General features: G+C 72.3%; 26 protein-coding genes. 24 read left to right on the forward strand and 2 right to left on the reverse strand.

Annotated features, from left to right (window positions below; genetic code table 11):
• Positions 1-24: 24 nt before the first annotated feature.
• Genes pyrR through DEJ17_RS00395 form a run of 11 tightly spaced genes read left to right on the forward strand, consistent with a single transcriptional unit; the run spans position 25 to position 13,317 of the window.
• A complete protein-coding gene (gene pyrR / locus DEJ17_RS00345; RefSeq protein ID WP_110891568.1) occupies positions 25-624 on the forward strand; it encodes a bifunctional pyr operon transcriptional regulator/uracil phosphoribosyltransferase PyrR in 600 nt (199 codons plus the stop codon).
• Positions 624-1,598, forward strand: coding sequence for an aspartate carbamoyltransferase catalytic subunit (locus DEJ17_RS00350; protein WP_110891569.1), 975 nt, complete (start codon positions 624-626; stop codon positions 1,596-1,598). Before pyrR ends, DEJ17_RS00350 begins: the two co-directional genes overlap by 1 nt.
• The gene (locus DEJ17_RS00355) at positions 1,595-2,953 is read left to right on the forward strand and encodes a dihydroorotase (protein WP_110891570.1); all 1,359 of its coding nucleotides are present in this window, start codon (positions 1,595-1,597) and stop codon (positions 2,951-2,953) included. Before DEJ17_RS00350 ends, DEJ17_RS00355 begins: the two co-directional genes overlap by 4 nt.
• Positions 2,950-3,513 (forward strand): hypothetical protein, encoded by a 564-nt coding sequence (locus DEJ17_RS00360; RefSeq protein WP_110891571.1) that lies wholly within the window; start codon positions 2,950-2,952, stop codon positions 3,511-3,513. Before DEJ17_RS00355 ends, DEJ17_RS00360 begins: the two co-directional genes overlap by 4 nt.
• On the forward strand, positions 3,510-4,709 hold the full coding sequence (carA, locus tag DEJ17_RS00365) for a glutamine-hydrolyzing carbamoyl-phosphate synthase small subunit (RefSeq protein ID WP_110891572.1): 1,200 nt from the start codon (positions 3,510-3,512) through the stop codon (positions 4,707-4,709). The genes DEJ17_RS00360 and carA overlap by 4 nt, the downstream gene beginning before the upstream one ends.
• Positions 4,709-8,002: a carbamoyl-phosphate synthase large subunit gene (gene carB, locus DEJ17_RS00370; protein WP_110891573.1), complete on the forward strand. Its 3,294-nt coding sequence runs from the start codon at positions 4,709-4,711 to the stop codon at positions 8,000-8,002. Before carA ends, carB begins: the two co-directional genes overlap by 1 nt.
• An 11-nt stretch (positions 8,003-8,013) precedes the next feature.
• Positions 8,014-8,898, forward strand: a complete 885-nt coding sequence (pyrF, locus tag DEJ17_RS00375; protein WP_258366572.1) for an orotidine-5'-phosphate decarboxylase — start codon at positions 8,014-8,016, stop codon at positions 8,896-8,898.
• The gene (gene gmk / locus DEJ17_RS00380; protein ID WP_258366573.1) at positions 8,895-9,818 is read left to right on the forward strand and encodes a guanylate kinase; all 924 of its coding nucleotides are present in this window, start codon (positions 8,895-8,897) and stop codon (positions 9,816-9,818) included. The genes pyrF and gmk overlap by 4 nt, the downstream gene beginning before the upstream one ends.
• A gap of 27 nt (positions 9,819-9,845) precedes the next feature.
• Positions 9,846-10,109 (forward strand): DNA-directed RNA polymerase subunit omega, encoded by a 264-nt coding sequence (rpoZ, locus tag DEJ17_RS00385; protein ID WP_017887186.1) that lies wholly within the window; start codon positions 9,846-9,848, stop codon positions 10,107-10,109.
• Between the two features lie 5 nt (positions 10,110-10,114).
• A complete protein-coding gene (gene metK / locus DEJ17_RS00390) occupies positions 10,115-11,326 on the forward strand; it encodes a methionine adenosyltransferase (protein ID WP_110858970.1) in 1,212 nt (403 codons plus the stop codon).
• An 8-nt stretch (positions 11,327-11,334) separates the two neighbouring features.
• Positions 11,335-13,317: a primosomal protein N' gene (locus DEJ17_RS00395; RefSeq protein ID WP_110891575.1), complete on the forward strand. Its 1,983-nt coding sequence runs from the start codon at positions 11,335-11,337 to the stop codon at positions 13,315-13,317.
• 123 nt (positions 13,318-13,440) lie between these two features.
• Here the strand turns inward: DEJ17_RS00395 and DEJ17_RS00400 are convergent, their stop codons facing one another.
• Both DEJ17_RS00400 and DEJ17_RS00405 read right to left on the reverse strand, forming a co-directional pair.
• The gene (locus DEJ17_RS00400) at positions 13,441-13,896 is read right to left on the reverse strand and encodes a DUF4383 domain-containing protein (RefSeq protein WP_027465734.1); all 456 of its coding nucleotides are present in this window, start codon (positions 13,894-13,896) and stop codon (positions 13,441-13,443) included.
• A 54-nt stretch (positions 13,897-13,950) separates the two neighbouring features.
• Complete coding sequence (locus DEJ17_RS00405) at positions 13,951-14,280, reverse strand: hypothetical protein (RefSeq protein ID WP_110891576.1); 330 nt, start codon at positions 14,278-14,280, stop codon at positions 13,951-13,953.
• Positions 14,281-14,413: 133 nt separating this feature from the next.
• Here DEJ17_RS00405 and fmt point away from each other — a divergent pair, with 133 nt between their 5' ends.
• The 13 genes from fmt (at position 14,414) to trpA (ending at position 25,495) form a co-directional block, all read left to right on the forward strand.
• A complete protein-coding gene (fmt, locus tag DEJ17_RS00410; protein ID WP_110891577.1) occupies positions 14,414-15,349 on the forward strand; it encodes a methionyl-tRNA formyltransferase in 936 nt (311 codons plus the stop codon).
• Positions 15,346-16,914, forward strand: a complete 1,569-nt coding sequence (locus tag DEJ17_RS00415) for an RsmB/NOP family class I SAM-dependent RNA methyltransferase (protein ID WP_258366575.1) — start codon at positions 15,346-15,348, stop codon at positions 16,912-16,914. The genes fmt and DEJ17_RS00415 overlap by 4 nt, the downstream gene beginning before the upstream one ends.
• Before the next feature lie 35 nt (positions 16,915-16,949).
• On the forward strand, positions 16,950-17,609 hold the full coding sequence (gene rpe, locus DEJ17_RS00420) for a ribulose-phosphate 3-epimerase (RefSeq protein WP_110891578.1): 660 nt from the start codon (positions 16,950-16,952) through the stop codon (positions 17,607-17,609).
• Positions 17,610-17,710: 101 nt separating this feature from the next.
• Positions 17,711-17,974: a phosphoribosyl-ATP diphosphatase gene (locus DEJ17_RS00425; protein WP_027465728.1), complete on the forward strand. Its 264-nt coding sequence runs from the start codon at positions 17,711-17,713 to the stop codon at positions 17,972-17,974.
• A gap of 47 nt (positions 17,975-18,021) precedes the next feature.
• The gene (gene hisG, locus DEJ17_RS00430) at positions 18,022-18,861 is read left to right on the forward strand and encodes an ATP phosphoribosyltransferase (protein WP_110891579.1); all 840 of its coding nucleotides are present in this window, start codon (positions 18,022-18,024) and stop codon (positions 18,859-18,861) included.
• Positions 18,858-19,628, forward strand: a complete 771-nt coding sequence (hisF, locus tag DEJ17_RS00435; RefSeq protein WP_110891580.1) for an imidazole glycerol phosphate synthase subunit HisF — start codon at positions 18,858-18,860, stop codon at positions 19,626-19,628. The genes hisG and hisF overlap by 4 nt, the downstream gene beginning before the upstream one ends.
• Before the next feature lie 25 nt (positions 19,629-19,653).
• A complete protein-coding gene (hisI, locus tag DEJ17_RS00440) occupies positions 19,654-20,052 on the forward strand; it encodes a phosphoribosyl-AMP cyclohydrolase (protein WP_110891581.1) in 399 nt (132 codons plus the stop codon).
• Entirely contained in the window at positions 20,049-21,593 is a 1,545-nt protein-coding gene (locus DEJ17_RS00445) for an anthranilate synthase component I (protein ID WP_110891582.1), read from the forward strand. Before hisI ends, DEJ17_RS00445 begins: the two co-directional genes overlap by 4 nt.
• Entirely contained in the window at positions 21,590-22,288 is a 699-nt protein-coding gene (locus DEJ17_RS00450; RefSeq protein WP_110891583.1) for a Trp biosynthesis-associated membrane protein, read from the forward strand. The genes DEJ17_RS00445 and DEJ17_RS00450 overlap by 4 nt, the downstream gene beginning before the upstream one ends.
• Entirely contained in the window at positions 22,285-22,524 is a 240-nt protein-coding gene (locus DEJ17_RS00455) for an HGxxPAAW family protein (RefSeq protein ID WP_017887200.1), read from the forward strand. The genes DEJ17_RS00450 and DEJ17_RS00455 overlap by 4 nt, the downstream gene beginning before the upstream one ends.
• 19 nt (positions 22,525-22,543) lie before the next feature.
• Positions 22,544-23,329, forward strand: a complete 786-nt coding sequence (trpC, locus tag DEJ17_RS00460) for an indole-3-glycerol phosphate synthase TrpC (RefSeq protein ID WP_110891730.1) — start codon at positions 22,544-22,546, stop codon at positions 23,327-23,329.
• Between the two features lie 160 nt (positions 23,330-23,489).
• Complete coding sequence (gene trpB, locus DEJ17_RS00465) at positions 23,490-24,704, forward strand: tryptophan synthase subunit beta (RefSeq protein ID WP_110891584.1); 1,215 nt, start codon at positions 23,490-23,492, stop codon at positions 24,702-24,704.
• Positions 24,701-25,495 (forward strand): tryptophan synthase subunit alpha, encoded by a 795-nt coding sequence (gene trpA, locus DEJ17_RS00470; RefSeq protein WP_110891585.1) that lies wholly within the window; start codon positions 24,701-24,703, stop codon positions 25,493-25,495. Before trpB ends, trpA begins: the two co-directional genes overlap by 4 nt.

The raw sequence follows: 25,495 nt of genomic DNA on the forward strand, positions 1-25,495 counted from the left end.
GGTTGACCACGTCAGCATCCTTTAATGCCGTCCAGTGAGGCGGGGAAGGGGGTCGACGTGGGAACCAGAACGGTCCTGCAACAGCCCGACATCACGCGTGCCCTGACACGCATCGCGCACGAGATACTCGAAGCCAACCACGGGGGCTCGGACCTCGTGCTCCTCGGCATCCCGACCCGGGGCGCCGTCCTGGCGGAACGCCTCGGCCGGATCCTGGCCGGCATCGAGCCGGAGTGGTCCTCGGCCGCCGGCGGCATCGGGACGGAGCGTGTCGGCACGCTCGACGTCACCATGCACCGGGACGACCTCGGCCACGGCATCGGTCGCACGCCACACCGGACGGTCATCCCGGCCGGCGGCATCGACGGCAAGGTCGTCGTGCTCGTCGACGACGTGCTCTACTCCGGCCGTACCGTCCGCGCCGCGCTCGACGCGCTGCAGGGCATCGGCCGGCCGCGTGCCGTCCGGCTCGCCGTGCTCGTCGACCGCGGCCACCGCGAGCTGCCGATCCGCGCGGACCACGTGGGCAAGAACCTGCCGACGGCGTCCGACGAGCGGGTCACGCTGCACCTGGCCGAGACCGACGGCGACGACACCGTGTTCATCGAGCAGGGGGTGGCGTGATGCGGCACCTGCTCTCCACCGCCGACCTGTCCCGCGACCAGGCCGTCCACATCCTCGACGTCGCCGAGGAGATGGCCGAGGTGAACACGCGCGAGGTCCGGAAGCTCCCGGCCCTGCGCGGCAAGACCGTGGTGAACCTGTTCTTCGAGGACTCCACGCGCACGCGCATCTCGTTCGAGGCCGCCGCGAAGCGCCTGTCCGCCGACGTCCTGAACTTCGCCGCGAAGGGCTCGAGCGTCTCGAAGGGCGAATCCCTGAAGGACACCGTGCAGACCCTCGGCGCGATGGGCATCGACGGCATCGTGATGCGCCACGGTGCATCGGGTGCCCCGCGGGTGCTCGCCGACGCCGACTGGATCGACGTGCCGGTGGTCAACGCCGGTGACGGGACCCACGAACACCCGACGCAGGCGCTGCTCGACGCCTTCACCATGCGCCGCCGCCTGCACGGTGCCGGTTCGCGCGGCCAGGGCCTCGACGGCGTGCGCGTCCTGATCATCGGCGACGTGCTGCACAGCCGGGTGGCCCGCTCGAACGCCTGGCTGCTCCGCACCCTCGGCGCGAGCGTGACCTTCGCCGCGCCGCCGACGCTGCTGCCCGCCACGACGACGCCGTTCGGCGCCGCGGTGCACCACGACCTCGACACCGCCCTGGCCGAGGACCCGGACGTCGTCATGACGCTCCGCATCCAGCAGGAACGCATGAACGACGCCTTCTTCCCGAACCCGCGCGAGTACACGCGGCACTGGGGCCTGACGGCGGCGCGCTTCGGTCGGCTGTCCGAGCGCACGCTGATCATGCACCCCGGTCCGATGAACCGTGGGCTCGAGATCGCCGGCGTTGCTGCCGACGACCCCCGTTCGACCGTCGTCGAGCAGGTCGAGAACGGCGTCTCGGTCCGGATGGCCGTCCTCTACCTCGCCCTGACGGGCAGTGCCGGCACCGGCACCGACGCGAAGGAGTCCGCCGCATGACTGCACACCTGATCCGTGGCGCGCAGCTGGTCGACGGCTCGCGTGCCGACATCCGAACGGAGGGTGGGCGCATCACCGCGGTCGGGTTCGGTCTCGACGCGGCCGGCGCCACCACCGTGGACGCGGACGGCCTCATCGCCCTACCCGGTCTCGTGGACCTCCACACGCACCTGCGCGAGCCCGGTCACGAGGAGTCCGAGACCGTCCTCACCGGCTCGCGGGCCGCGGCCGCCGGTGGCTTCACCGCCGTGAACGCCATGGCGAACTCGAGCCCGGTCGCCGACACCGCCGGGGTCGTCGAGCAGGTCCAGGCCCTCGGTGACGACGCCGGCTACGTGACGGTCCGCCCGATCGGCGCCGTGTCGCAGGGGCTGCAGGGCACGCACCTGTCCGAGATCGGTGCGATGGCGACCTCCCGTGCGAAGGTCCGGGTGTTCTCGGACGACGGCTCGTGCGTGGCCGACCCGCTGCTCATGCGCCGCGCACTCGAGTACATCAAGGGCTTCGGAGGGGTGCTCGCGCAGCACGCCCAGGAGCCCCGGCTGACCATCGGCGCGCAGATGAACGAGGGCCGACTGTCCTCGGAGCTCGGCCTCGCCGGCTGGCCCGCCGTCGCGGAAGAGGCGATCATCGCCCGCGACGTCCTGCTCGCCGACCACGTCGGAGCACGCCTGCACGTCTGCCACGTCTCGACGGCCGGCAGCGTCGAGGTGATCCGGTGGGCGAAGTCCCGCGGCATCGACGTCACGGCCGAGGTCACGCCGCACCACCTGGTGCTCACCGAGGACCTCATCGCCGGCCGCGACGGTGCCCCCGGGTACGACGCCCGCTACAAGGTGAACCCGCCGCTCCGCGCCCGCGAGGACGTCGAGGCACTCCGCGCGGCCCTGGCCGACGGCACCATCGACATCGTCGCCACCGACCACGCCCCGCACACCGCCGAGGCGAAGTGCTGCGAGTGGCCCGCCGCGGCGAACGGCATGGTCGGCCTCGAATCGGCGCTGAGCGTGGTGCAGTCCGCCGTGGTCGACGACGGCCGGCTCGACTGGGCCGACGTCGCCCGGGTGCTGTCCGAGGCGCCGGCGCGGATCGGCCAGGTCGAGGGGCACGGGCAGCGCATCGCCGAGGGAGCATCCGCCGAGATCACGCTCTACGACCCATCGGCCAGCCGCGAGTTCGCGGTCACCGACCTCGCCGGCCAGTCGCAGAACTCGCCGTACCTCGGCATGACGCTGCCGGGCCGGGTCGTCGCCACCTTCCACCAGGGGTACCCGACCGTGCTCGACGGCCGGGTCGTCGACGCGGACACGATCGCGGCGCACGCCGCGGCGCTCCGGACGGGGGCGCGTGCATGAGCGGCGACGCCCAGCGCTGGCTCCTCGGCGCGGTGATCCTGCTCGCGGTCGCCGCCCTGTTCGTCGCGATGGCGCGCACCTGGCGGACGCGGACCAAGCAGCAGGCGGAAGCCGTGCCTCCGGTCCGCGTGCCGGCCGACCTGGCACCGGCGGTCGGGTCGTGGGACGGGTTCACCGTCGCGACGACCCGTGCCGACCAGCCGTTGGAACGCATCACCGCAGGCGGCCTCGGGTTCCGCGGGCGCGGCGGGGTGACGGTCCACGCGACCGGCGTGGTGATGCGCCTCGCCGGCACCGACGACCGCTGGATCGCGCGCAACGCGGTCCGCGGCGCCGACCGCTCCACGTGGGCGATCGACCGTGTGGTCGAACCCGGGGGACTGGTCCGTCTGCGATGGACGGCGACCGGCGCCGCAGGAGCGACGGACCTGGACACCTACTTCCGGTTCCCGGAGGGCGATGCAGCCGCACTGCACGCCCTGCAGGGACTGACCGAGACCGGGCCGCAGGCGACTGCGGCCGATGCTCCGCGAACCGCGGGCGAAGGGAAGAAAGCATGACACGCGAACGGGCCGTCCTGGTCCTCGAAGACGGCACCCGGTACGACGGCTGGGCCTACGGCGCCCGTGGGCGCACGCTCGGTGAGGTGGTCTTCGCGACCGGCATGACCGGCTACCAGGAGACGCTGACCGACCCCTCCTACGCCGGACAGATCGTGGTGCAGACCGCGCCGCACATCGGCAACACGGGCGTGAACGACGAGGACCCCGAGTCCCGTCGCATCTGGGTCGCCGGGTACGTGGTGCGCGACCCCAGCCGCGTGGTGTCGAACCACCGCGCGAACGCCACGCTCGACGACCACCTGGTGCGCGACGGCATCGTCGGCATCGCCGGCATCGACACCCGGGCGCTCACCCGCCGCATCCGCGACGCCGGTGCCATGAAGGGCGGCGTCTTCAGCGGTGCGGACGCCGCACTGCCGGCCGAGTCGCAGCTGGACGCGGTCGTGTCGCAGGCGACGATGGCCGGCGCGAGCTTCTCGGCGGTCGTGTCCACCCCGGAGACCTACGTCGTGCCGGCCGTCGGCGAGCAGATCGGCACCCTGGCCGTGCTCGACCTCGGCGTGAAGGCCTCGACCACGCGCTACCTCGCGCAGCGCGGGTTCGAGGTGCACGTGGTGCCGCAGGACATCTCCGCCCCGGAGCTGGAAGCCCTCGCACCGGACGCCCTGTTCTACTCGAACGGCCCCGGCGACCCCGCCGCGTCGGATGCGCAGGTGGAACTGCTGCAGGACAGCCTGCGCACCGGCCGGCCGTTCTTCGGCATCTGCTTCGGCAACCAGCTGCTCGGCCGTGCTCTCGGCTTCGGCACCTACAAGCTGCCCTTCGGTCACCGCGGGATCAACCAGCCGGTGCTCGACACGACCACGGGCAAGGTCGAGATCACGAGCCAGAACCACGGCTTCGCGGTCGACGCGCCCCTCGGCGAGGTCCTCGAGTCCCCGGCCGGCTTCGGTCGGGTCGAGGTCTCGCACTACTCGCTGAACGACAACGTGGTCGAGGGCCTCCGCGCGCTCGACGTGCCGGCGTTCAGCGTGCAGTACCACCCCGAGGCCGCCGCCGGACCGCACGACAGCATGTACCTCTTCGACCGGTTCGCGGACATGGTGCGCGAGCGTCGCGACGGGGAGCCGCTCGACGCGGCAACCGCCGACGCCACGACCCCCGCAGCAGACATCACCAAGGAAGCGAACTGATGCCCAAGCGCGCAGACATCAACTCCGTCCTCGTCATCGGTTCCGGCCCGATCGTCATCGGCCAGGCCGCCGAGTTCGACTACTCCGGCACCCAGGCGTGCCGCGTCCTCCGGGCCGAGGGCGTCCGGGTCATCCTGGTCAACCCGAACCCGGCGACGATCATGACCGACCCCGACTTCGCGGACGCGACGTACATCGAGCCGATCACGAACGCCTCGCTCGAGGAGATCATCCGCATCGAGAAGCCGGACGCCGTCCTGCCGACCCTCGGCGGCCAGACGGCCCTGAACGCCGCCATCGCGCTCGACGAGGCCGGCATCCTCACCAAGCACGGCGTCGAGCTCATCGGTGCCAAGGTCGAGGCGATCCAGCGCGGCGAGGATCGCCAGCTCTTCAAGGAGCTCGTGCTCGAGTCCGGTGCCGACGTCGCCCGCAGCCACATCGCGCACACGCTCGAAGAAGCGAAGGAGTTCGCGAAGGACCTCGGGTACCCGCTGGTCGTCCGCCCGTCCTTCACGATGGGCGGCCTCGGCTCGGGCTTCGCCTACAACGAGCAGGAACTCGTCCGCTTCGTCGGCGACGGGCTGCAGTCCAGCCCGACGACCGAGGTCCTGCTCGAGGAGTCCATCCTCGGCTGGAAGGAGTACGAGCTCGAGCTGATGCGCGACAACTACGACAACACCGTCGTCATCTGCTCCATCGAGAACGTCGACCCGGTCGGCGTCCACACCGGTGACTCGATCACGGTCGCCCCCGCGCTGACCCTGACCGACCGCGAGTACCAGAACATGCGGAACATCGGCATCGACATCATCCGTCGCGTCGGTGTCGACACCGGTGGCTGCAACATCCAGTTCGCCGTCGACCCGTCCAACGGCCGCGTCATCGTCATCGAGATGAACCCCCGCGTGTCCCGCTCGTCGGCCCTCGCGTCGAAGGCCACGGGCTTCCCGATCGCCAAGATCGCGGCGAAGCTCGCCATCGGCTACCGGCTCGACGAGATCGAGAACGACATCACGAAGGTCACCCCGGCGAGCTTCGAACCGACGCTCGACTACGTGGTCGTGAAGACCCCGCGGTTCGCGTTCGAGAAGTTCCCGGCCGCCGACGCCACCCTCACCACGACGATGAAGAGCGTCGGCGAGGCGATGGCCATCGGCCGGAACTACGCCACGGCACTGCAGAAGTCGCTGCGCTCGCTCGAGAAGCGCGGGTCGAGCTTCCACTGGGACACCCCGGCGGCCGAGCTCGACAAGGACGCCCTGCTGGCGAAGTCGTCGATCCCGACCGACGGCCGCATCGTCACGGTGCAGCAGGCCCTGGTCGCGGGTGCCACCGCGGACGAGGTCTTCGAGGCCACGAAGATCGACCCCTGGTTCATCGACCAGATCGTGCTCATCAACGAGGTCGCGGACGAGGTCCGGGACGCCGAGTCCCTCGACGCCCACACCCTGCGCTGGGCGAAGGAGCACGGCTTCAGCGACGCCCAGATCGCGAGCCTGCGCAGCACGGACGCGGCACCGGTCTCCGAGCAGCAGGTCCGTGACGAGCGGCACGCCCAGGGCATCCGGCCCGTCTTCAAGACGGTCGACACCTGCGCCGGCGAGTTCCCGGCCCTGACGCCGTACCACTACTCGTCGTACGACGCCGAGACCGAGGTCGTCCCGAGCGACCGCAAGAAGGTCGTCATCCTCGGCTCCGGCCCGAACCGCATCGGGCAGGGCGTCGAGTTCGACTACTCCTGCGTGCACGCGTCCTTCGCGCTGAGCGCCGCCGGGTTCGAGACGATCATGATCAACTGCAACCCCGAGACCGTGTCGACCGACTACGACACCTCGGACCGCCTGTACTTCGAACCGCTGACCGCCGAGGACGTCCTCGAGGTCATCGAGGCCGAGGCGGCGTCCGGCGAACTCGTCGGCGTCGTCGTGCAGCTCGGTGGCCAGACCGCCCTCGGCCTGGCGAAGCCGCTCGAGGCCGCGGGCATCCCGATCCTCGGCACCAGCCCCACCGCGATCGACTCGGCCGAGGAGCGCGGGCAGTTCTCCGCCATCCTCGACGCCGCCGGCCTGCTCGCACCGCGGAACGGCACGGCCCACGACCTGGCGAGCGCGACCACGGTCGCCGAGGAGATCGGGTACCCCGTCCTCGTCCGCCCGTCGTTCGTGCTCGGCGGCCGCGGCATGGAGATCCTCTACGACTCCCCGTCGCTGGCGGACTACTTCGACCGGATGGCCGACCAGGCGATCATCGGCCCGGAGCTCCCGCTGCTGGTCGACCGGTTCCTCGACGACGCCGTGGAGATCGACGTCGACGCGCTCTTCGACGGCGAGCGGCTGTACATCGGCGGCATCATGGAGCACCTCGAAGAGGCCGGCATCCACTCCGGCGACTCGGCCTGCACCCTGCCTCCGGTCGGCCTCGGCCGCGCCGAGATCCAGGGCGTCGTCGACGCGACCGAGAAGATCGCCCGTGGCATCGGCGTGCAGGGCCTGCTCAACGTCCAGTTCGCCATCGGTGCCGGCGTGCTCTACGTCCTCGAGGCGAACCCGCGCGCCAGCCGCACGGTGCCCTTCGTCTCGAAGGCGCTCGGCATCCCGCTGGCCAAGGCCGCGTCCCGCATCATGACGGGCACCACGGTCGCCGAGCTCGTCGCCGAGGGCATGCTGCCCGAGCGTGACGGCGCGTTCGTGCCCGCGCAGTCGCCGGTCGCCGTGAAGGAGGCCGTGCTGCCCTTCCGTCGCTTCCGCACCCGGGAGGGCCAGGTCGTCGACTCGGTGCTCAGCCCCGAGATGCGCTCCACCGGCGAGGTCATGGGCATCGACCGCGACTTCCCGCGGGCGTTCCTGAAGTCGCAGGACGCCGCGTACGGCGGCCTGCAGACCAGCGGCACGGTCTTCGTGAGCGTCGCCGACACCGACAAGCGCGCGATCGTGCTGCCGGTGCACCGCCTGCAGCAGCTCGGCTTCACGATCATCGCGACCGAGGGCACGGCGGAGATCCTCCGCCGCAACGGCATCGAGGTCGGGATCGTCGGCAAGTACAGCCAGGGCGGCGAGAGCGTCGTCGACCTGCTCGCCACGGGCGAGGTCGACATCGTCATCAACACGCCGTCGGGTGCCGCCGGTCGTGCGGACGGGTACGAGATCCGTGCGGCCACGGTCGCGGCGGACAAGCCGCTGTTCACGACGATCGCGCAGATCGGGGCGGCCGTCGCGGCGATCGAGACGATCGGTTCGCCGCTCAACGTCCGCAGCCTGCAGGACTACGCGCTCGAGCGCGCGACCTGGTGACGGCTGCCAGCGTGGGCACGACCCGGTCGGGAGGCCCGGCCTCCTTCGGCGACCGCCTCGCGTCCGCCATGGGCAAGCGTTCACCGCTCTGCGTCGGGATCGACCCCCACGCCGCCACCCTGGCGGCGTGGGGGCTCGCCCGCGACGAGCAGGGCCTGACGGCGTTCGGCGCGACCCTGGTCGACGCGGCCGCCGGCCGCGCGGCGATCGTGAAGCCGCAGGTCGCCTTCTTCGAGGCGGCGGGGGTCGCGGGCTACCGTGCGCTCGACGCGACGATCCGCCGGGCACGCGATGCGGGCCTCCTGGTCGTCGCCGACGTGAAGCGGGGCGACATCGGGACCACCGGTGACGACTACGCGCTCGCGTGGCTCGACCGCGACGGGCCGTTCGCGGCCGACGCGATGACGGTGTCGCCGTACCTCGGGTACGGCTCGCTCCGGGGCACGATCGACGTCGCGCGCCGGAACGGTGCCGGGGTCTTCGTGCTCGCGGCGACGAGCAACCCCGAGGCCCGGGTGCTGCAGACCGCGGTGCTGGCAGAGGGACCACGTACCGGCCGGACGGTCGCGGCCGGTATCGTCTTGGACGTGGCAGACGACAACCGGTCCGTGGGCGATCAAGCCCTCGGCGACGTCGGGCTCGTGCTCGGCGCGACCCTTGACCTCGACGACTTCGGCATCGACGCGGACGCGATCGATACGGCACCGGTCCTCGCACCGGGCTTCGGTGCCCAGGGCGCCCGCATCGAGGACCTCCGTGCGCTGTACGGCGCCCGTGCCGAGCAGGTGCTCGTGAGCGAGTCGCGCGGCCTGCTGACCGACGGTCCGGACGGCGTCGCGGCGCTCGTCGCCGACCGCGCGGACCGCATCCGCACCGCACTGGCGGCGGCAGCGTGACCGACGACCACGAGGGCCTGCCCGCCCACCGGACCCCGCCGGAGGTCGACCGCGTCGCCGCGGCGAAGGCCGCCGTCGCCGCGCGACGCGCCCGGGCCGCGGTGAAGGCCGCGATCGCGTCGGGGGAGCGCTCCGCGCTCGACGTCGCCCGTGCCGCGTGGGACGACTCGCTGGTCGAGACGACCTCGGCGGAACGCTCGCTGCGGGTCCGTGACCTGCTGGTGAGCCTGCCGGGCATCGGCCCCGCGCGTGCGGAAGCGATCATGGGGTCCCTGCGGATCGCACAGTCGAAGCGCCTCGGTGGCCTGGGGACCCGGCAGCGCGCAGCCCTGGCCGACTGGCTCGCCGCACGTGATCGCAAGCGTGGTGCCTCGAAGCTCGTCGTGCTCGCCGGACCCACCGCGGTCGGCAAGGGCACGGTCAGCGCGCACATCCGCGAGCAGTACCCGGACGTCAACCTCAGCGTCTCCGCCACCACCCGGAAGCCGCGCCCCGGCGAGGTCGACGGCGTGCACTACTACTTCGTGGACGACGACGAGTTCGACCGCATGATCCGCGACCGCGAGCTGCTCGAGTGGGCGACCGTCCACAACTCGTACCGCTACGGCACCCCGCGCCCGCCGATCGACCGCGCGCTCGACGCCGGCGAGAAGGTCATGCTCGAGATCGACCTGCAGGGCGCCCGTCAGGTCCGCGACGCCATGCCCGAGGCGGTGCTCGTGTTCCTGCTGCCCCCGACGTGGGAGGAACTGGTGCGCCGGCTCATCGGCCGCGGGACCGAATCCGCGGAGGAACAGGCCCGTCGTCTCGAGACCGCCAAGGTCGAGCTGGCCGCCCAGGACGAGTTCGACGTGCGGATCGTGAACTCCGATGTCGGCACCGCGGCACGTGAGGTCGTAGACTTGTTCTCTGCGCCCTGACGGGTGCACTGACTTCGAGGAGACACCATGGCCAACCCCCAGGGCATCATCGACCCGCCCATCGACGACCTGCTCAGCAAGGTCGAGTCGAAGTACGCGCTCGTCATCTTCGCGTCCAAGCGCGCCCGCCAGATCAACGACTACTACGCCGACCTGCACGAGGGCTCGCTCTTCGACAACGTCGGGCCGCTCGTCGACTCGACGATCGACGACAAGCCGCTGTCCGTCGCGCTCCACGAGATCAACGAGGACAAGCTCACCGTCACCAAGCAGCAGCAGCCCACCGACTGATCCCGGTGACTGCAGCTGCTCTCCGCCTCTTCACGTCCGAGTCGGTGACCGAGGGGCACCCCGACAAGATCTGCGACCAGATCTCGGACAGCATCCTCGACGCACTGCTGACGGTCGACCCGAACGCGCGCGTCGCCGTCGAGACCATGGTCACCACCGGGCTCGTGCACGTCGCAGGCGAGGTCACGACCTCCGGCTACGTCGAGATCCCGAAGCTCGTCCGTGACGTCATCACCGGCATCGGCTACAACTCGTCGGACGTCTCGTTCGACGGCGCCACGTGCGGTGTCGAGGTCTCGATCGGTGCACAGTCGCCGGACATCGCGCAGGGTGTGGACGAGTCGCTCGACTCCCGCACCGGTGCGGTCGACCCGCTCGACCGTCAGGGTGCCGGCGACCAGGGCATCATGTTCGGCTTCGCCACGAATGAGACCCCCGAGTACATGCCGGTGGCGATCTGGCTGGCGCACCGCCTGGCCGAGCGCCTGGCCGCGGTCCGGAAGTCGGGCGAGCTGTCGTTCCTGCGCCCGGACGGCAAGACCCAGGTCACCATCGGGTACGACGGCGTCGTGCCGAAGACCGTCGAGACCGTCGTGCTCTCCACGCAGCACTCGCCGAGCGTCACGCTCGACGAGCTCACCGCCGCGATCACCGAGCACGTGATCCGTCCGGTCCTCGACCTGGTGGACCTCGACTCGTCGCACGTCGACGTCATCGTGAACCCGACCGGTCGCTTCGAGATCGGTGGTCCCCAGGGCGACGCCGGACTCACCGGCCGCAAGGTGATCGTCGACACGTACGGCGGGGCCTCCCGTCACGGTGGTGGCGCGTTCAGCGGCAAGGACCCGTCGAAGGTCGACCGCTCGGCGGCGTACGCGCTGCGCTGGGTCGCCAAGAACGCGGTCGCCGCGGGGCTGGCCGACCGGCTCGAGGTGCAGGTCGCGTACGCCATCGGCCGTGCGAAGCCCGTCGGGCTGTACGTCGAGACCTTCGGCACCGGCCACGTCGACGACGCCACGATCGAGGCGGCCATCCGCCAGGTGTTCGACCTGCGTCCGGCTGCGATCATCCGCGACCTCGACCTGCTCCGACCGATCTACGCGCAGACCGCGACCTACGGCCACTTCGGCCGCGAGCTCCCCGGGTTCACGTGGGAGCAGCTCGACCGTGTCGAGGAACTCCGCGCCGCCGCAGGACTCGTCGCCGCGACCGTCTGAAGCACCGCGTGACCACCGTCGCGCGCGTCGTCCTCGACTCGCCGCTCCCGCAGTTGGACCGTCTGTTCGACTACCGGGTGCCGCCCGAGCTCGAGGACGACTGCGTCGCGGGGGTGCGCGTCAAGGTGCCGCTGCGCACCGGTGCCCGGATGTCCGACGGGTACGTGGTCGAGATCGTCACCGAGGGGGAGTACCCCGGTGAGCTCAGTCAGATCGAGGCGGTCCTGTCCCCGGTGCCCGTGCTGGCCCCGGAGATCTGGACCCTCGCGCGCGCCGTCGCCGACCGGGCGGCGGGCGTCGCCTCCGACGTCCTGCGCCTCGCCGTGCCACCGCGGCAGGTGCGGGCCGAGAAGGCCTGGCTCGTCCGCGACACCACCTGGTCGCCCCCGCCGGTGAGCGCCCCGCCCGTCACCGGCTACGCCGAGGGCGCCCTGGAGGCCGTGGTGACGGAGCACGGTCGCGCCGCGGTCGCCGCCGTGCCCCAGCCCGTGGTGGTGGGTGACGCGGACGAGCCGGTCTGGGTCCCCGGGTGGGCCGCCACGCTCGCCCAGGCCGCCGCGCACACGCTGGCGGCCGAGCGGTCCGCGGTGATCGCCGTGCCGGACTTCCGCGACGTCGTCGACCTCGAGCGTGCCCTGCTCGCCGTGCTGCCGCCGGAACGGGTGGTGCGGTTCGACGCCAAGCAGACGAACGGGCAGCGTGCGAAGGCCCTGCTGCAGGCGCGCACGCACGCGGTGGTGGCGATCGGCAACCGCACGGCGATGTACGCACCGGCGACGGAGCTCGGGCTGATCGCGATGTGGGACGACGGCGACGCCTCGTTCATCGAGCAGCGGGCGCCCTACGTGCACACCCGCGACGTCGCCCTGGTGCGGGCCGCGCAGTCCGGCGCCGCGCTGCTGTTCGTGTCGCACGCGCGCAGCACCGACGTGCAGCGCCTGGTCGAGCTGCACTGGCTGCAGGACGTCGTGCCCCACCGCGTGAAGACCCCGAAGGTCATCCCCACCGTGCAGCAGACCGGGGCCGAGGGGTTCGCCGCACAGGCGCGCATCCCGAGTTCCGCCTGGCGTGCAGCGCGCGAGGCCAGTCAGCACGGCGCCGTCCTGGTGCAGGTCGCCAGCCCTGGCTTCGGCACCGGCCTGGTCTGTGCCGAGTGCGGCGAGCGGGCGCACTGCCGGGTCTGCGGCGGGCCGCTCGGCAGCCCCCACCGTGGCGCCACGCCCCAGTGCCGGTTCTGCGGCGCGCTGGCCGTGGGGTTCCGCTGCCCGACGTGCGGCAACGGCACCGTCAAGCCGGTCGGTCAGGGGGCACAGCGCACCGCAGACGAGCTCGGGCGGGCGTTCCCCGGCACCCGGATCGTCGTCGCCGACGGGTCCCGCCCGCTCGACGAGGTCCCCGCCAAGCCGTCGGTCGTCGTCGCCACCCGTGGGGCCGAGCCGTCGGTGGCCGGGGGCTACGCCTGCGTGTTGCTGCTCGACGGCGAGAAGATGCTCGCCCGCGAGGGGCTCCGCGTGCAGGAGGACGTCCTGCGCTTCTGGACGAACGCGGCGGCGAAGTCGGCCCCCGGCGCCGAGGTGTACCTGGTCGGGATCGGCGGGCGGCTGGCCTCGGCGATGGCCCTCTGGCGACTCGACGGCCCCGCGCACGACGAGCTCACCGACCGCCGCGAACTGCACTTCCCGCCGGCGGTGCGGGTGGCGACGATGACCGGCACCGACGAGGCCGTCACCGCGGCGGTCGAGGCCCTCGGCGACGCGGTCGTCGGTCCGGTGCTCGGCCCGGTTCCCGTCGAGGACGACGCCCTGCCCGGCACGGTCCGGGCGATCGTGCGGTTCCCGTACGCGCACGGGGCCGAGGTCGCGGCGACGCTCAAGGCCGAGGTCATCCGGCGTTCGTCGACCCGGCGGGTGCTCAAGGGCGGCAACCGCCGACGGGCCGCCCCGACGCTGCGGGTGCGGTTGGACGACGCCGAACCGTTCTCCGAGGTCTGACCCGGCCGGGGTGCGTGGGCCCGACCGTGTGGGCCCGACGCAGAACGACACCGTCGACGTCGTCGGACGTCGGCGGTGTCGTTCGCCGTCTGCCGCCGTTGGCGACAGGCTGGTGCGGTTCGGTCAGGCGTTGGCGGGCCGGCGACGCTCGCGCGGCAGCACGACGCCGAGGGCGACCATGCCGATGGCGAGCACGAGGTGCAGCCAGTTGTCCGCGTTGTTCAGCGGGACGAAGTTCGCACCCGAACTGTGGCCGGCGGTGAACAGGCCGTAGATCCACAGCACGAAGTAGACGATCCCGCCGATCACCAGGTACATCCGCGAGCCGGAGGCGCGGTTGGCGGCGAGCAGGCCGACGACGCCGAACAGCAGGTGCACGATGTTGTGCAGCACCGACACCTGGAAGATGCCGAGCAGCATGCCCATCGACTCGTGTCCGGCCCCGGCCAGGTCACCGGTCGTGATGCCGGGGATGAACCCGGCGATCCCGACGAGCAGGAACACGATGCCGACAACGAGGGCGGCCTTCTGGACGGACGAACCGGCGTAGCGGTTGGTGGCGGTGGTGACGTCGCTCATGGTGTCTCCTGATCTCAGCGCGGTTGCGCCGGGTTGGTGGGCACGCCGTTGCACTCAGCGCGGTTGCGCGGGGTTGGTGGGCACGCCGTGGGAGGGCGGGTTGATCGTCGGACCGGCGGTCGCCGGCGTGACGTCCGCGGGCGCGGAGGCCCCCGCAGACGTCTCGGGGAGGTGTTCCGGCACGGAACCGGTCGGCTCTGCACCGCCGTCCAGGGCCTCGATCCGGTGGCGGATCCGTTCCAGCACCGGCAAGCGTGCGCCGTGGGCGTCCTCGTGGTCGAGCAGCACCTGGAGCTGCTCGCGGTCGAGGGCCGTCAGGTGCTCCGCAAGGTTGCCGAGCGGGACGTGGTCGAAGTCCGGGATGGGCAGGTCTCGGTCGGTCATGGTGCTCCTTCCGTCGATGCAGCAAGAACGTACGCAGCCCACGCTCTGCTGGCGCACAGGCAGTGCTGAGCACCGCGTGCTCCGGACAGGCGGTCGGGGTCGAGTGGGCCGTCGGCGTGGGAGGATCGAACCCATGCGTCTCGTCGTCGCCGGCAGCCCCGCTGCGGCCGTCCCCACCCTCCGCGCTCTGGCGGCGTCCGACCACGAGATCGTCGCGGTGCTCACGCGGCCGGCCACCCCGCAGGGCCGCAAGCGTGTCCTCACCCCGACCCCGGTGGCCGTCGTCGCCGCGGAGCTCGGACTGCCGGTCATCGAGGCCTCGCGCGTCGACGACGCCGTCACGGCGCAGATCGCCGACCTCGACGTCGACCTCGGCGTGATCGTCGCCTACGGCGCACTGCTCCGCCGCCCGGCCCTCGACGCCCCGCGGCACGGGTGGATCAACCTGCACTTCTCCGACCTGCCGGCGTACCGCGGCGCGGCTCCCGTGCAGCGTGCGGTGATGGCCGGCGACACCCGGACCGCCGCGACGGTCTTCCAGCTGGTCGAGGCGCTCGACGCCGGCCCGGTCTACGCCGCGCGGCCCTTCGAGATCGACCCCGAGGCGACCTCGGGCGAGGTCCTCGCCGCGATGGCCGAGGTCGGCGCCGACGCGGTGGTGGACGTCGTGGACGGCATCGCCACCGGCACCGCCGTCGCGACCGAGCAGTCGGGCGAGCCCACCCTCGCCCCGAAGCTCACGATCGACGACGGCCGCACCGACTTCGCCGCGCCCGCCGTCTCCGTGCACGCGCGGCTGCGCGGGGTCACGCCCGAGCCCGGCGCCTACGCGCACCTGGGCGAGACCCGCGTGAAGCTGCTCCGCAGCACGCTCCAGCCAGGAGGCACGCAGGGCCCCGCCCCGTCGCTCGCGCCCGGTGCGCTCGCACTCCACGGCGGTCGGCTGCTGGTCGGGACCGCCGACACCCCGCTCGTGCTGCTCGAGGTGCAGCCGGCGGGCAAGAAGGCGATGGACGCCGCCGCCTGGGCCCGCGGCCTCGGCGAACTGGACGGGAAGGTCCTCGCATGAGCCCCCAGACGAAGCCCCAGGGTGCCCGCCGCGGCCCGCGTCCGGCCAGTGCCCGCCGCGTGGCGTTCGACGTGCTCCGCGCCGTGCAGGTCGACGACGCCTACGCGAACCTGCTGCTGCCGACGCGCATCCGCCGCGCCGGTCTCACCGCCCGCGACGCCGGGTTCGCGACCGAGCTCACCTACGGGTCGATCCGGATGCTGGGCCGGTACGACGTGATCATCGCGCTCGCGTCCGGTCGCCGGGCTGAGAACATCGAGGCGGACGTCCTCGACGTGATGCGCCTGGGCGCGCACCAGCTGCTCGCCATGCGTACGCCGACGCACGCCGCCGTCGACGCCACGGTCGAGCTCGCCCGTGAGGTCGGTGCCCGCCGCGCCACCGGGTTCGTGAACGCGGTGATGCGCAAGATCGCCGCCCGCACCGATGCGGAATGGGACGCCCTGATCACCGAGGGCCGCGCCGGAGACGCCCTGCTCGCCACACGGTGGTCGCACCCGGTCTGGGTCGTCTCGGCGCTCCGCGACGCCCTGGCCGCCGAACGCTCGCGCGACGAGCTCGCTGCCCTGCTCGCCGCCGACAACGCTGCGCCCCGGGTGCAGCTCGCGGCCCTGCCCGGACTCGCCACCGACGAGGACATCGCCACCGCGACCGCCCGCACCGCGCCGGACGACGACACCGACGCCGCATTCGCCGACGCGACCGGTGCGGACGACGTGCCCGCTGCCCTGGTGCCGGCCGACGACGAACCGGAGGCCGACGGCGCGACCGGCACCGTGCCTCCCGTCCGGTCCGGCGAGCCCGTCCTGCAGGCGGATGCCGCGCCGGTGTCGCCCGTCGGCATCCGCGGCATCAGCGGCGACCCCGCGCGCGTGCCCGGCGTCGCCGCCGGACGCCTGCGCGTGCAGGACGAGGGGTCGCAGCTCGCCGCGCTGTCGCTGAGCCGCTCGTCGGCCGTGCGTTCGGGGGAGCGGTGGCTCGACATGTGCGCCGGACCCGGCGGCAAGGCCGCGCTCCTCGCCGCCGAGGCGCAGCAGGGCGGGGCGACCCTGGTCGCCAACGAACTCGTGCCCGCCCGGGCCGGACTCGTGCGGAACGCCCTCGGCGTGTTCGGGGACCACGTGCGGGTCGTCGAGGGCGACGCCCGTCGGTACGGCCGGGACGGCACCGGGATGACCTTCGACCGCATCCTGCTCGACGCCCCGTGCACCGGGCTCGGCGCGCTGCGTCGCCGGCCGGAGGCACGCTGGCGGAAGCTCCCCGAGGACGTCGAGGAACTCGCTGCCCTGCAGACCGAACTGCTCGACGCCGCCGTCCGGGTGCTCGCACCGGGCGGGACCCTGGCGTACGTGACGTGCTCGCCGCACCTGGCCGAGACCCTCGGGCAGGTCGACGCCCTGATGGGGCGGCACGGTGACCGGCTCGAGCAACTCGACACCGCCACGATCGTCCGGGGAGTCGCCGCACGCGACCCCGAGATCGCGGACGGTGCCACGGTGCAGCTGTGGCCGCACCGCATCGGGACGGACGCGATGTTCATCGCGCTGTTCCGTCGCGTCGACTGAGGCCCCGGCCCACGGCACGCCGGTAGGCTTGCCCGGTGACGATCCGCATCTCGCCGAGCATCCTGTCCGCCGACTTCGCGAACCTCGAGCGCGAACTCCAGCGCATCGAGACCGCCGACCTGGTGCACGTCGACGTGATGGACAACCACTTCGTCCCGAACCTGACGCTCGGGCTGCCGATCGTGCAGCGCCTGCAGCAGGTGTCGCCGGTGCCGCTCGACGTCCACCTGATGGTCACCGACGCCGACTGCAACGCGCCGAAGTACGCGGAGACGGGCGCGTCGAGCGTCACGTTCCACTTCGAGGCAGCCGACGACCCGGTGGCGACCGCCGCGGCGATCCGGTCGAACGGTGCCCGCGCGGCGATCGCCGTGAAGCCCGGCACCCCGATCACGCAGGTGCTGCACCACCTCGACGCCTACGACATGATCCTGCTGATGACGGTCGAGCCCGGGTTCGGCGGCCAGTCCTTCATGCCGTCCGTGATGCCGAAGCTCGCCGACGCCCGGGCCGCCGTCGACGCGTCCGGGCTCGACGTCTGGCTCGAGGTGGACGGCGGGATCGCGGTCGACACCGTGCCCGAGGCCGTCCGGAGCGGTGCCGACACCCTGGTGGCGGGCTCCGCGGTGTACGGCGGCGAACCCGCCGCGCGCATCGCGGACCTGCGCGAGGCCGCCGCTCGGGCGCGCTCGTGACCGGGGGAGCGCCGGAGCGCACCGGCGTCACCGAGGCGACCACTGCCTCCCGTCCGGACGGTGCGTCGGCAGCGTCAGCGGAGACCGGTAGCCTGGACCCCGTGAAGACGTTCGACGACCTGTTCCAGGAGCTCACCGAGAAGGCGCGTACGCGCCCCGAGGGCTCCGGCACCGTCGCCGAACTGGACGCCGGCGTGCACCAGATCGGCAAGAAGATCGTGGAAGAAGCCGCCGAGGTCTGGATGGCGGCCGAGTACGAGGGCGACGAGCGCACCTCGGAGGAGATCTCGCAGCTGATCTACCACCTCCAGGTCCTCATGGTCGCCAAGGGGCTCACCCCGGCGGACGTCTGGCGACATCTCTGATCCGCTGATCAGCCGCCGAGACCCATCCACCAGAAAGCAGACCCCTGATGCTCCGCGTCGCCGTGCCCAACAAGGGCTCACTGTCCGAGACCGCGTCCGACATGCTGCGGGAGGCCGGGTACGCCGGCCGCCGCGACCCGAAGGCGCTGCACCTGCTCGACGAGCGCAACGGCGTCGAGTTCTTCTTCCTCCGCCCGCGGGACATCGCCACGTACGTGGGGTCCGGCGCGCTCGACGTAGGCATCACCGGACGTGACCTGCTGCTCGACTCCGGGTCCGAGGCGCACGAGGTCGACGCGCTCGGCTTCGCCGACTCCACGTTCCGGTTCGCCGGGACGCCCGGTCGGTTCGCCTCGCTGCAGGACCTCGACGGCGTCCGCGTGGCCACGAGCTACCCCGGCCTGGTCGGAGCGTTCCTCGCCGAGCACGGGGTCACGTCGACGCTCGTGAAGCTCGACGGCGCGGTCGAGAGCGCCGTGCGGCTCGGGGTCGCCGACGCCGTGGCCGACGTCGTGTCGACCGGCAGCACGCTCCGGCAGGCGGGGCTCGAGATCTTCGGTCCGGTGATCCTCGAGTCGACCGCGGTGCTCGTCTCCACCGACGAGACCATCCCCGGCATCGACGTGCTGCGCCGGCGGCTGCAGGGCGTGCTCGTCGCCCGTGGCTACGTGATGCTCGACTACGACGTCCCCACGGCCCTGCTCGAGCAGGCGACCGCGGTGGCCTCCGGCATCGAGTCGCCCACGGTGTCGCCGCTGCACGACCGCGACTGGGCTGCCGTCCGCGTGATGATCCCGCGCGACGACGCCAACCTCATCATGGACGCGCTCTACGACCTCGGCGCCCGGGCGATCCTCGTCAGCCCGATCCACGCCGCACGCCTGTGACCGCCGGCGGCGTGTCGGTGCGGGTCATCCCGTGCCTCGACGTCAAGGGCGGCCGCGTCGTCAAGGGCGTCAACTTCCTGGACCTCCAGGACGCCGGTGACCCGGTCGAGCTGGCGGCGCGGTACTACGAGCAGGGTGCCGACGAGCTGACCTTCCTGGACGTCGGTGCCACGGTCGAGAATCGCGCGACGATGTACGACACCGTGACCCGGACGGCTGAGCAGGTCTTCATCCCGCTCACCGTCGGCGGCGGGGTGCGCGGCGTCGACGACGTCTCGCGGCTGCAGCAGTGCGGCGCGGACAAGATCGGCGTGAACAGCGCCGCCATCGCTCGGCATGCGCTCATCGGCGAGATCGCCGACCGGTTCGGTGCCCAGGCCGTCGTGCTGTCGCTCGACGTCAAGCGCTCCGACCGGATGCCCTCGGGCTTCGTGGTCACCACCCACGGCGGGCGAACCGAGTCCGACCTCGACGCCATCGCGTGGGCACGCGAGGCCGTCGAGCGCGGCGCGGGGGAACTGCTGGTCAACTCCATCGACGCCGACGGCACGAAGAACGGGTTCGACCTCGAACTCGTGGCCGCGGTGCGCGCGGTCTCGTCCGTCCCGGTGATCGCCTCGGGAGGCGCGGGTCGGGTCGAGCACTTCGCCCCGGCCGTCGACGTGGGTGCGGATGCAGTCCTCGCCGCCAGCGTCTTCCACCGTGGCGAGATGACCGTGGGGGACGTCAAGGCCGCGCTCCGCGCGACCGGCCACGCCGTCCGCTGATCCGCCGCCGTAGGCTAGGAGTCTCATGACCGACAGCACCAGCACCGACACCGAGGCGGTCCTCGACCGCACACGCTTCGGTGCGGACGGCCTGCTCCCCGCCATCGTGCAGGAGGAATCGTCGAAGGACGTCCTCATGCTCGGCTACATGGACCGGGAAGCCCTCCGCCGCACCCTCACCGAAGGCCGTGTGACCTTCTGGTCGCGGTCGCGGAACGAGTACTGGCGGAAGGGCGACACGTCGGGACACGCCCAGTACGTCCGGGGCGCTGCGCTGGACTGCGACGACGACACGCTCCTCGTCACGGTGCAGCAGGTCGGGGCGGCGTGCCACACCGGGGCGCACCGGTGCTTCGACGTCGACCCGCTCGCGCCCGTGACCGCGTCCGCCCCGGCGGACACGGCCGGGGAGCCGACGCGATGACCACCGCGACGATCTCCGACACCCCGCACACGACCTCCCGACCGGAGTTCGACGGCCTGCTCGGCGACCACCGGGTCCTGCCGGTCGTCCGCGCGCTGTACGGCGACAGCGAGACGCCGGTCGGCGTCTACCGCAAGCTCGCCGACGGCCGCCCCGGGTCCTTCCTGCTCGAGTCCGCCGGCCAGGGCGGCCTGTGGTCCCGCTGGTCGTTCGTCGGCGTGCGGAGCTTCGGCGTCCTGACGCAGGACGGCGACCGCGCGGCCTGGATCGACACCGGCATCGACGCCGAGCGCGCCGTCGGGTCGCTCAAGGGCGCCCCCCTCGAGGTCCTCGCACGGTTGCACGCGCGCTGGGCCACGCCGCGGGTGCCCGGCTCGCCGCCGCTCGTCGGCGGCACCGTCGGCTTCATCGGGTGGGAGGCCGTGCGGCAGCTCGAGTACCTGCCGAACGTGCCCCCGGCCGACTTCGACGTCCCCGGACAGGCCCTGTCCTTCGTGTCCGAACTCGCCGCGCTCGACCACCGCACCGGTCTCGTGCTGCTCGTCGCGAGCGTGCTGAACGACGGCACCGACGACGCGGACACCCTCTGGGCGGACGCGCAGCAGCGCCTCGACCGCATGCAGGGCGACCTGGTGCAACCGAGCGTCGCGACCGTCGCCGAAGCGTTCGAGATCGCCGAGCCGACCCCGACCCACCGCACGAGCCCGGCCGACTACATGGCGGCCGTCGAGCGCTCGAAGGGCTTCATCCGCGACGGCGACGTGTTCCAGGTCGTCATCTCGCAGCGGTTCGACCACGAGGTCACGGCCGACCCGCTCGACGTCTACCGGGTCCTCCGGACGCTGAACCCGAGTCCGTACATGTACTTCCTCGCCCTCGCGGACACCGCCGACGAGCGGTTCTGGATCGTCGGCGCCTCACCGGAGGCCCTGGTCAAGGTGCAGGGCGACCGCGCGATCACACACCCGATCGCCGGGTCCCGCCCGCGCGGTGCGACCCCGGAAGAGGACGTCCGCCTCGGCGAGGACCTGCTCGGCGACCCGAAGGAGCGCGCCGAGCACCTGATGCTCGTCGACCTCGCCCGCAACGACCTGCAGAAGGTGTGCGAGCCGGGCACCGTCAGCGTCACCGAGTTCATGACCGTCGAGCGGTTCAGCCACATCATGCACCTGGTGTCGAGCGTCGAGGGGCGGGTGCGTCCCGACGCTTCGGCGATCGACGTGTTCCGGGCGACGTTCCCGGCAGGCACGCTCTCGGGCGCGCCGAAGCCGCGTGCGCTCGAGATCATCGACGAGCTCGAGCCGGCGAAGCGCGGTGCGTACGCCGGCGTCGTCGGGTACTTCGACTTCGCCGGGGACGCCGACCTGGCGATCGCGATCCGGACCGCCCTGATCAAGGACGGCGTCGCCCGCGTGCAGGCCGGCGCCGGACTCGTGGCGGACTCGGACCCGGAGACCGAGCACGTCGAGGCGGTCAACAAGGCCGCCGCGCCGCTACGTGCCGTCGCCACGGCCAACCGGATGCGCGAGGTCCGCTCGTGAGGCGCTCGCGTCCGATCGTCGTGGTCGCCGGGCTCCTGGTCGCCGGCGTCATCATGCTCGCCTGGACCCAGACCTGGTTCACCGTGCGCCTGCACGCGGGTGCCGCCGTCACCTCGACTGTCTCGGCCGACGGGGCGGCGGTCGTGCCGCAGTACACCGCGCTGGCGATCGCCAGCCTCGCACTCTTCCTGGCGATGACCATCGCCGGACGGGTGTTGCGCATCGTGCTCGCCGCCGTCGAGATCCTGCTCGGCCTCGGCGTGGTCGTCAGCGGGATCACCGCACTCGGTGACCCGATCGCCGCTGCACGCGGTGCCGTCGGCGAGGTCGCCGGGGTCAGCGACCTCGGCGCCGTCCGCGGTGTCGTGTCGAGCGTCTCCGTGAGCCCGTGGCCCGCCGTCGGGATCGCGGGCGGCGTGCTGGCCGTGCTGCTCGGCGTGGTCGTCATCGTGGTCCAGCGCGCCTGGCCCGGCCCGAGCCGGAAGTACGGTGCCGCGACCGCCGGAGCCGCCGCGGCGGCACGCGCAGCAGCACCTGTCCAGCGCGACGCGGTCGTCGACTGGGACGACCTGAGCGCGGGCGTGGACCCGACCACCGCCGACGGCGCGGGCGCGGGGGCGCCGACTGACGACACGGTAGGATCGACAGGGCGTCGCTCGACCGACGACGCCGGAGCAGAACGAGGAGCACCGTGAGCAACACTGAGCCCGCAGAACTCGGCGAAGGCCACTCGCCGGCCGCCTGGACCGCCGTCGTGATCATGCTGATCGGATTCGCGGCAGGCACGCTGTTCTTCTGGTTCGACCAGCCGTGGGGCGTCTGGGCCTCCGCTGGCGTCGTCCTCATCGGACTCATCGTCGGTGGCGTGATGAAGAAGGCCGGCTACGGCGTCGACGGTCCGAAGTTCGTCCCCAAGCACCACGGCGAGTAGGGGTCTCCCGATGCCGAACGTGCTCGAGACCCTCGTCGCGGGCGCGCTCGAGGACGCCGCCGCCCGTCGTGTCGACCGTCCGTACTCGGACGTCGAACGCGACCTCGACCGGGTGGCGTCGCCGCTCGACGCCCTCGAGTTCCTCAGCCCGGGCGACCGGGTCAAGATCATCGCCGAGGTCAAGCGCGCCAGCCCGTCCCGCGGGTCGATGGCCGCGATCGCCGACCCGGCCGCCCTCGCCGCCGACTACGAGCGTGGCGGGGCCTCGACGATCAGCGTCCTGACCGAGGGCCGCAAGTTCCTCGGCAGCCTGGCCGACCTCGAAGCCGTGAAGGCCCGTGTCGGGGTCCCCGTGCTCCGCAAGGACTTCATCGCCGACCCGTACCAGGTGATCGAGGCCCGGGCGTCCGGCGCCGACGTCGTGCTGCTCATCGTGGCGGCGCTCGAGCAGGCCCGCCTGGTCGAACTGCACACCCTGGCCGAAGAACTCGGGATGCGCGTGCTGGTCGAGGCGCACTCCGGCGACGAGGTCACGCGTGGCCTCGACGCCGGTGCCCGCATCCTCGGCGTCAACGCCCGTGACCTCACCGACTTCTCGCTCGACCGCGACCTGTTCGGGTCGCTCGCCGACCGCATCCCCACCGGGGTCGTGCGGGTCGCCGAGTCCGCGGTCTCCGGTCCGGCCGACGTCGCCCACTACCGTGCAGCGGGCGCCGACGTCGTGCTGGTCGGTGAAGCGCTCGTGACGGGTGACGACTCCGCCGCGACCCTGGCGTCGTTCGTCGACGCCGCCGACCAGGCCTGACCGGGCGATCAGACCGTCGAATCGCGGCCTGATCCGCCCACGGGGCCGCCGAATCTCGGCCTGACCCCGCACACGCATCGAGGCCGCCGACCGCGGCCGCACGTTCCACCCGTCCGACGCGGCCGACCGGCCGCGTCGGACTCGTCCCGGGAGACACATCGTGACCTCACTCCGCGACCTGCACGGCCCCTACTTCGGCGACTTCGGCGGGCGCTTCGTTCCCGAGTCCCTCGTCCTCGCGCTCGACGAGCTCGAGGCCGCCTTCCGCCAGGCCTGGGCGGACCCGGCGTTCCGTGCGGAGCTCGACGAGCTGCAGCGCGAATACACCGGGCGCCCCTCGATCATCACCGAGGTGCCGCGGTTCGCGAAGCACGCCGGTGGTGCCCGGGTCATCCTGAAGCGCGAGGACCTGAACCACACCGGGTCCCACAAGATCAACAACGTCCTCGGCCAGGCCCTCGTCGCCCGTCGGCTCGGCAAGACCCGCCTGATCGCCGAGACCGGAGCCGGCCAGCACGGCGTCGCCACCGCGACCGCTGCCGCACTGTTCGGCATGGAGTGCGTCGTCTACATGGGCGCCGTCGACACCGAGCGACAGGCCCTCAACGTCGCCCGGATGCGCCTGCTGGGCGCCGAGGTGATCCCCGTCGAGACCGGTTCGCGCACCCTGAAGGACGCCATCAACGACGCCCTGCGCGATTGGGTCGCCAACGTCGAGTCGACGCACTACCTGCTCGGCACGGTCGCCGGTCCGCACCCGTTCCCCGAGATGGTGCGCGAGTTCCACAAGGTCATCGGCGAAGAAGCGCGCCAGCAGGTCCTCGACCGCGTCGGGCGCCTGCCGGACGCCGTCGCGGCCTGCGTCGGCGGCGGTTCGAACGCGATGGGCATCTTCGAGGCGTTCCTCGACGACGAGTCCGTCGCCCTGCACGGCTTCGAGGCCGGCGGAGACGGCGTCGAGACCGGTCGGCACGCGGCGAGCATCACGCTCGGTCGCGAGGGCGTGCTGCAGGGTGCGAAGTCGTACCTGATGCAGGACGAGGACGGCCAGACGATCGAGAGCCACAGCATCTCCGCCGGACTCGACTACCCGAGCGTCGGACCGGAGCACGCGTACCTGGCGTCGATCGGCCGCGCGAAGTACCAGCCGATCACCGACACCGAGGCGATGGAGGCGTTCCGTCTGCTGAGCCAGACCGAGGGCATCATCCCGGCGATCGAGTCGTCGCACGCCCTCGCCGGTGCCATGAAGCTCGGCAAGGAGCTCGGCCCCGAGGGCGTCGTGCTCGTGAACCTGTCCGGCCGGGGTGACAAGGACGTCGCGTCCGCCAGTCGCTACTTCGGCATCCTCGACGAGAACGCGGTGCAGCTGTGACCACGAACCGGACCGTCGCCACGACGATCGACACCGCCAACGCCGAGCGCGCCGGAGCCGTCGTCGGCTACCTGCCCGCCGGGTACCCGGACCTGCAGACGAGCGTCGACGCCGCCGTCGCCCTCGCCGAGAACGGCGTGGACGTCATCGAGTTCGGCCTGCCGTACTCCGACCCGGTGATGGACGGCCCCGTGATCCAGCGGGCGGCTGAGGAGAGCCTGGCGAACGGCTTCCGGGTCGCACAGGTCTTCGACGCCGTGCAGCAGATCACCGAGCGGGCCGACGTGCCGGTGCTCGTCATGACCTACTGGAACCCGGTGCTGCGCTACGGCGTGGACCGTTTCGCAGACGACCTCGTCGCCGCCGGTGCCGCCGGCCTGATCACGCCCGACCTCATCCCCGACGAGGCCTCCGCGTGGACCGAGGCCTCCGAGCGGACCGGGCTTGACCGGGTCTTCCTCGCCGCACCGTCCTCGTCCGACGAGCGCATGCGCCAGGCGGTCCAGGCCAGCCGTGGGTTCGTCTACGCGGTGTCGACGATGGGTGTGACCGGTGCACGGGCCGGGGTCGACGTCGCCGCTCGCACGGTGGTGTCGCGCCTGCGCGACGCCGGGGTCGAGCGCACCTGCGTCGGCCTCGGGATCTCGACGGCCGAGCAGGTCGGCGAGGTGCTCGAGTACGCGGACGGTGCCATCGTCGGGTCCGCGTTCGTCCGCGCGCTGGCCGACCTCGGTGTGCAGGGTGTGGCCGACCGTGCCGCCGACCTCTCCACCGGCGCCCGCCGCCGCTAG

Origin of the sequence: Curtobacterium sp. MCSS17_011 (assembly GCF_003224275.1) — a bacterium.
Taxonomy (GTDB): Bacteria; Actinomycetota; Actinomycetes; order Actinomycetales; family Microbacteriaceae; genus Curtobacterium.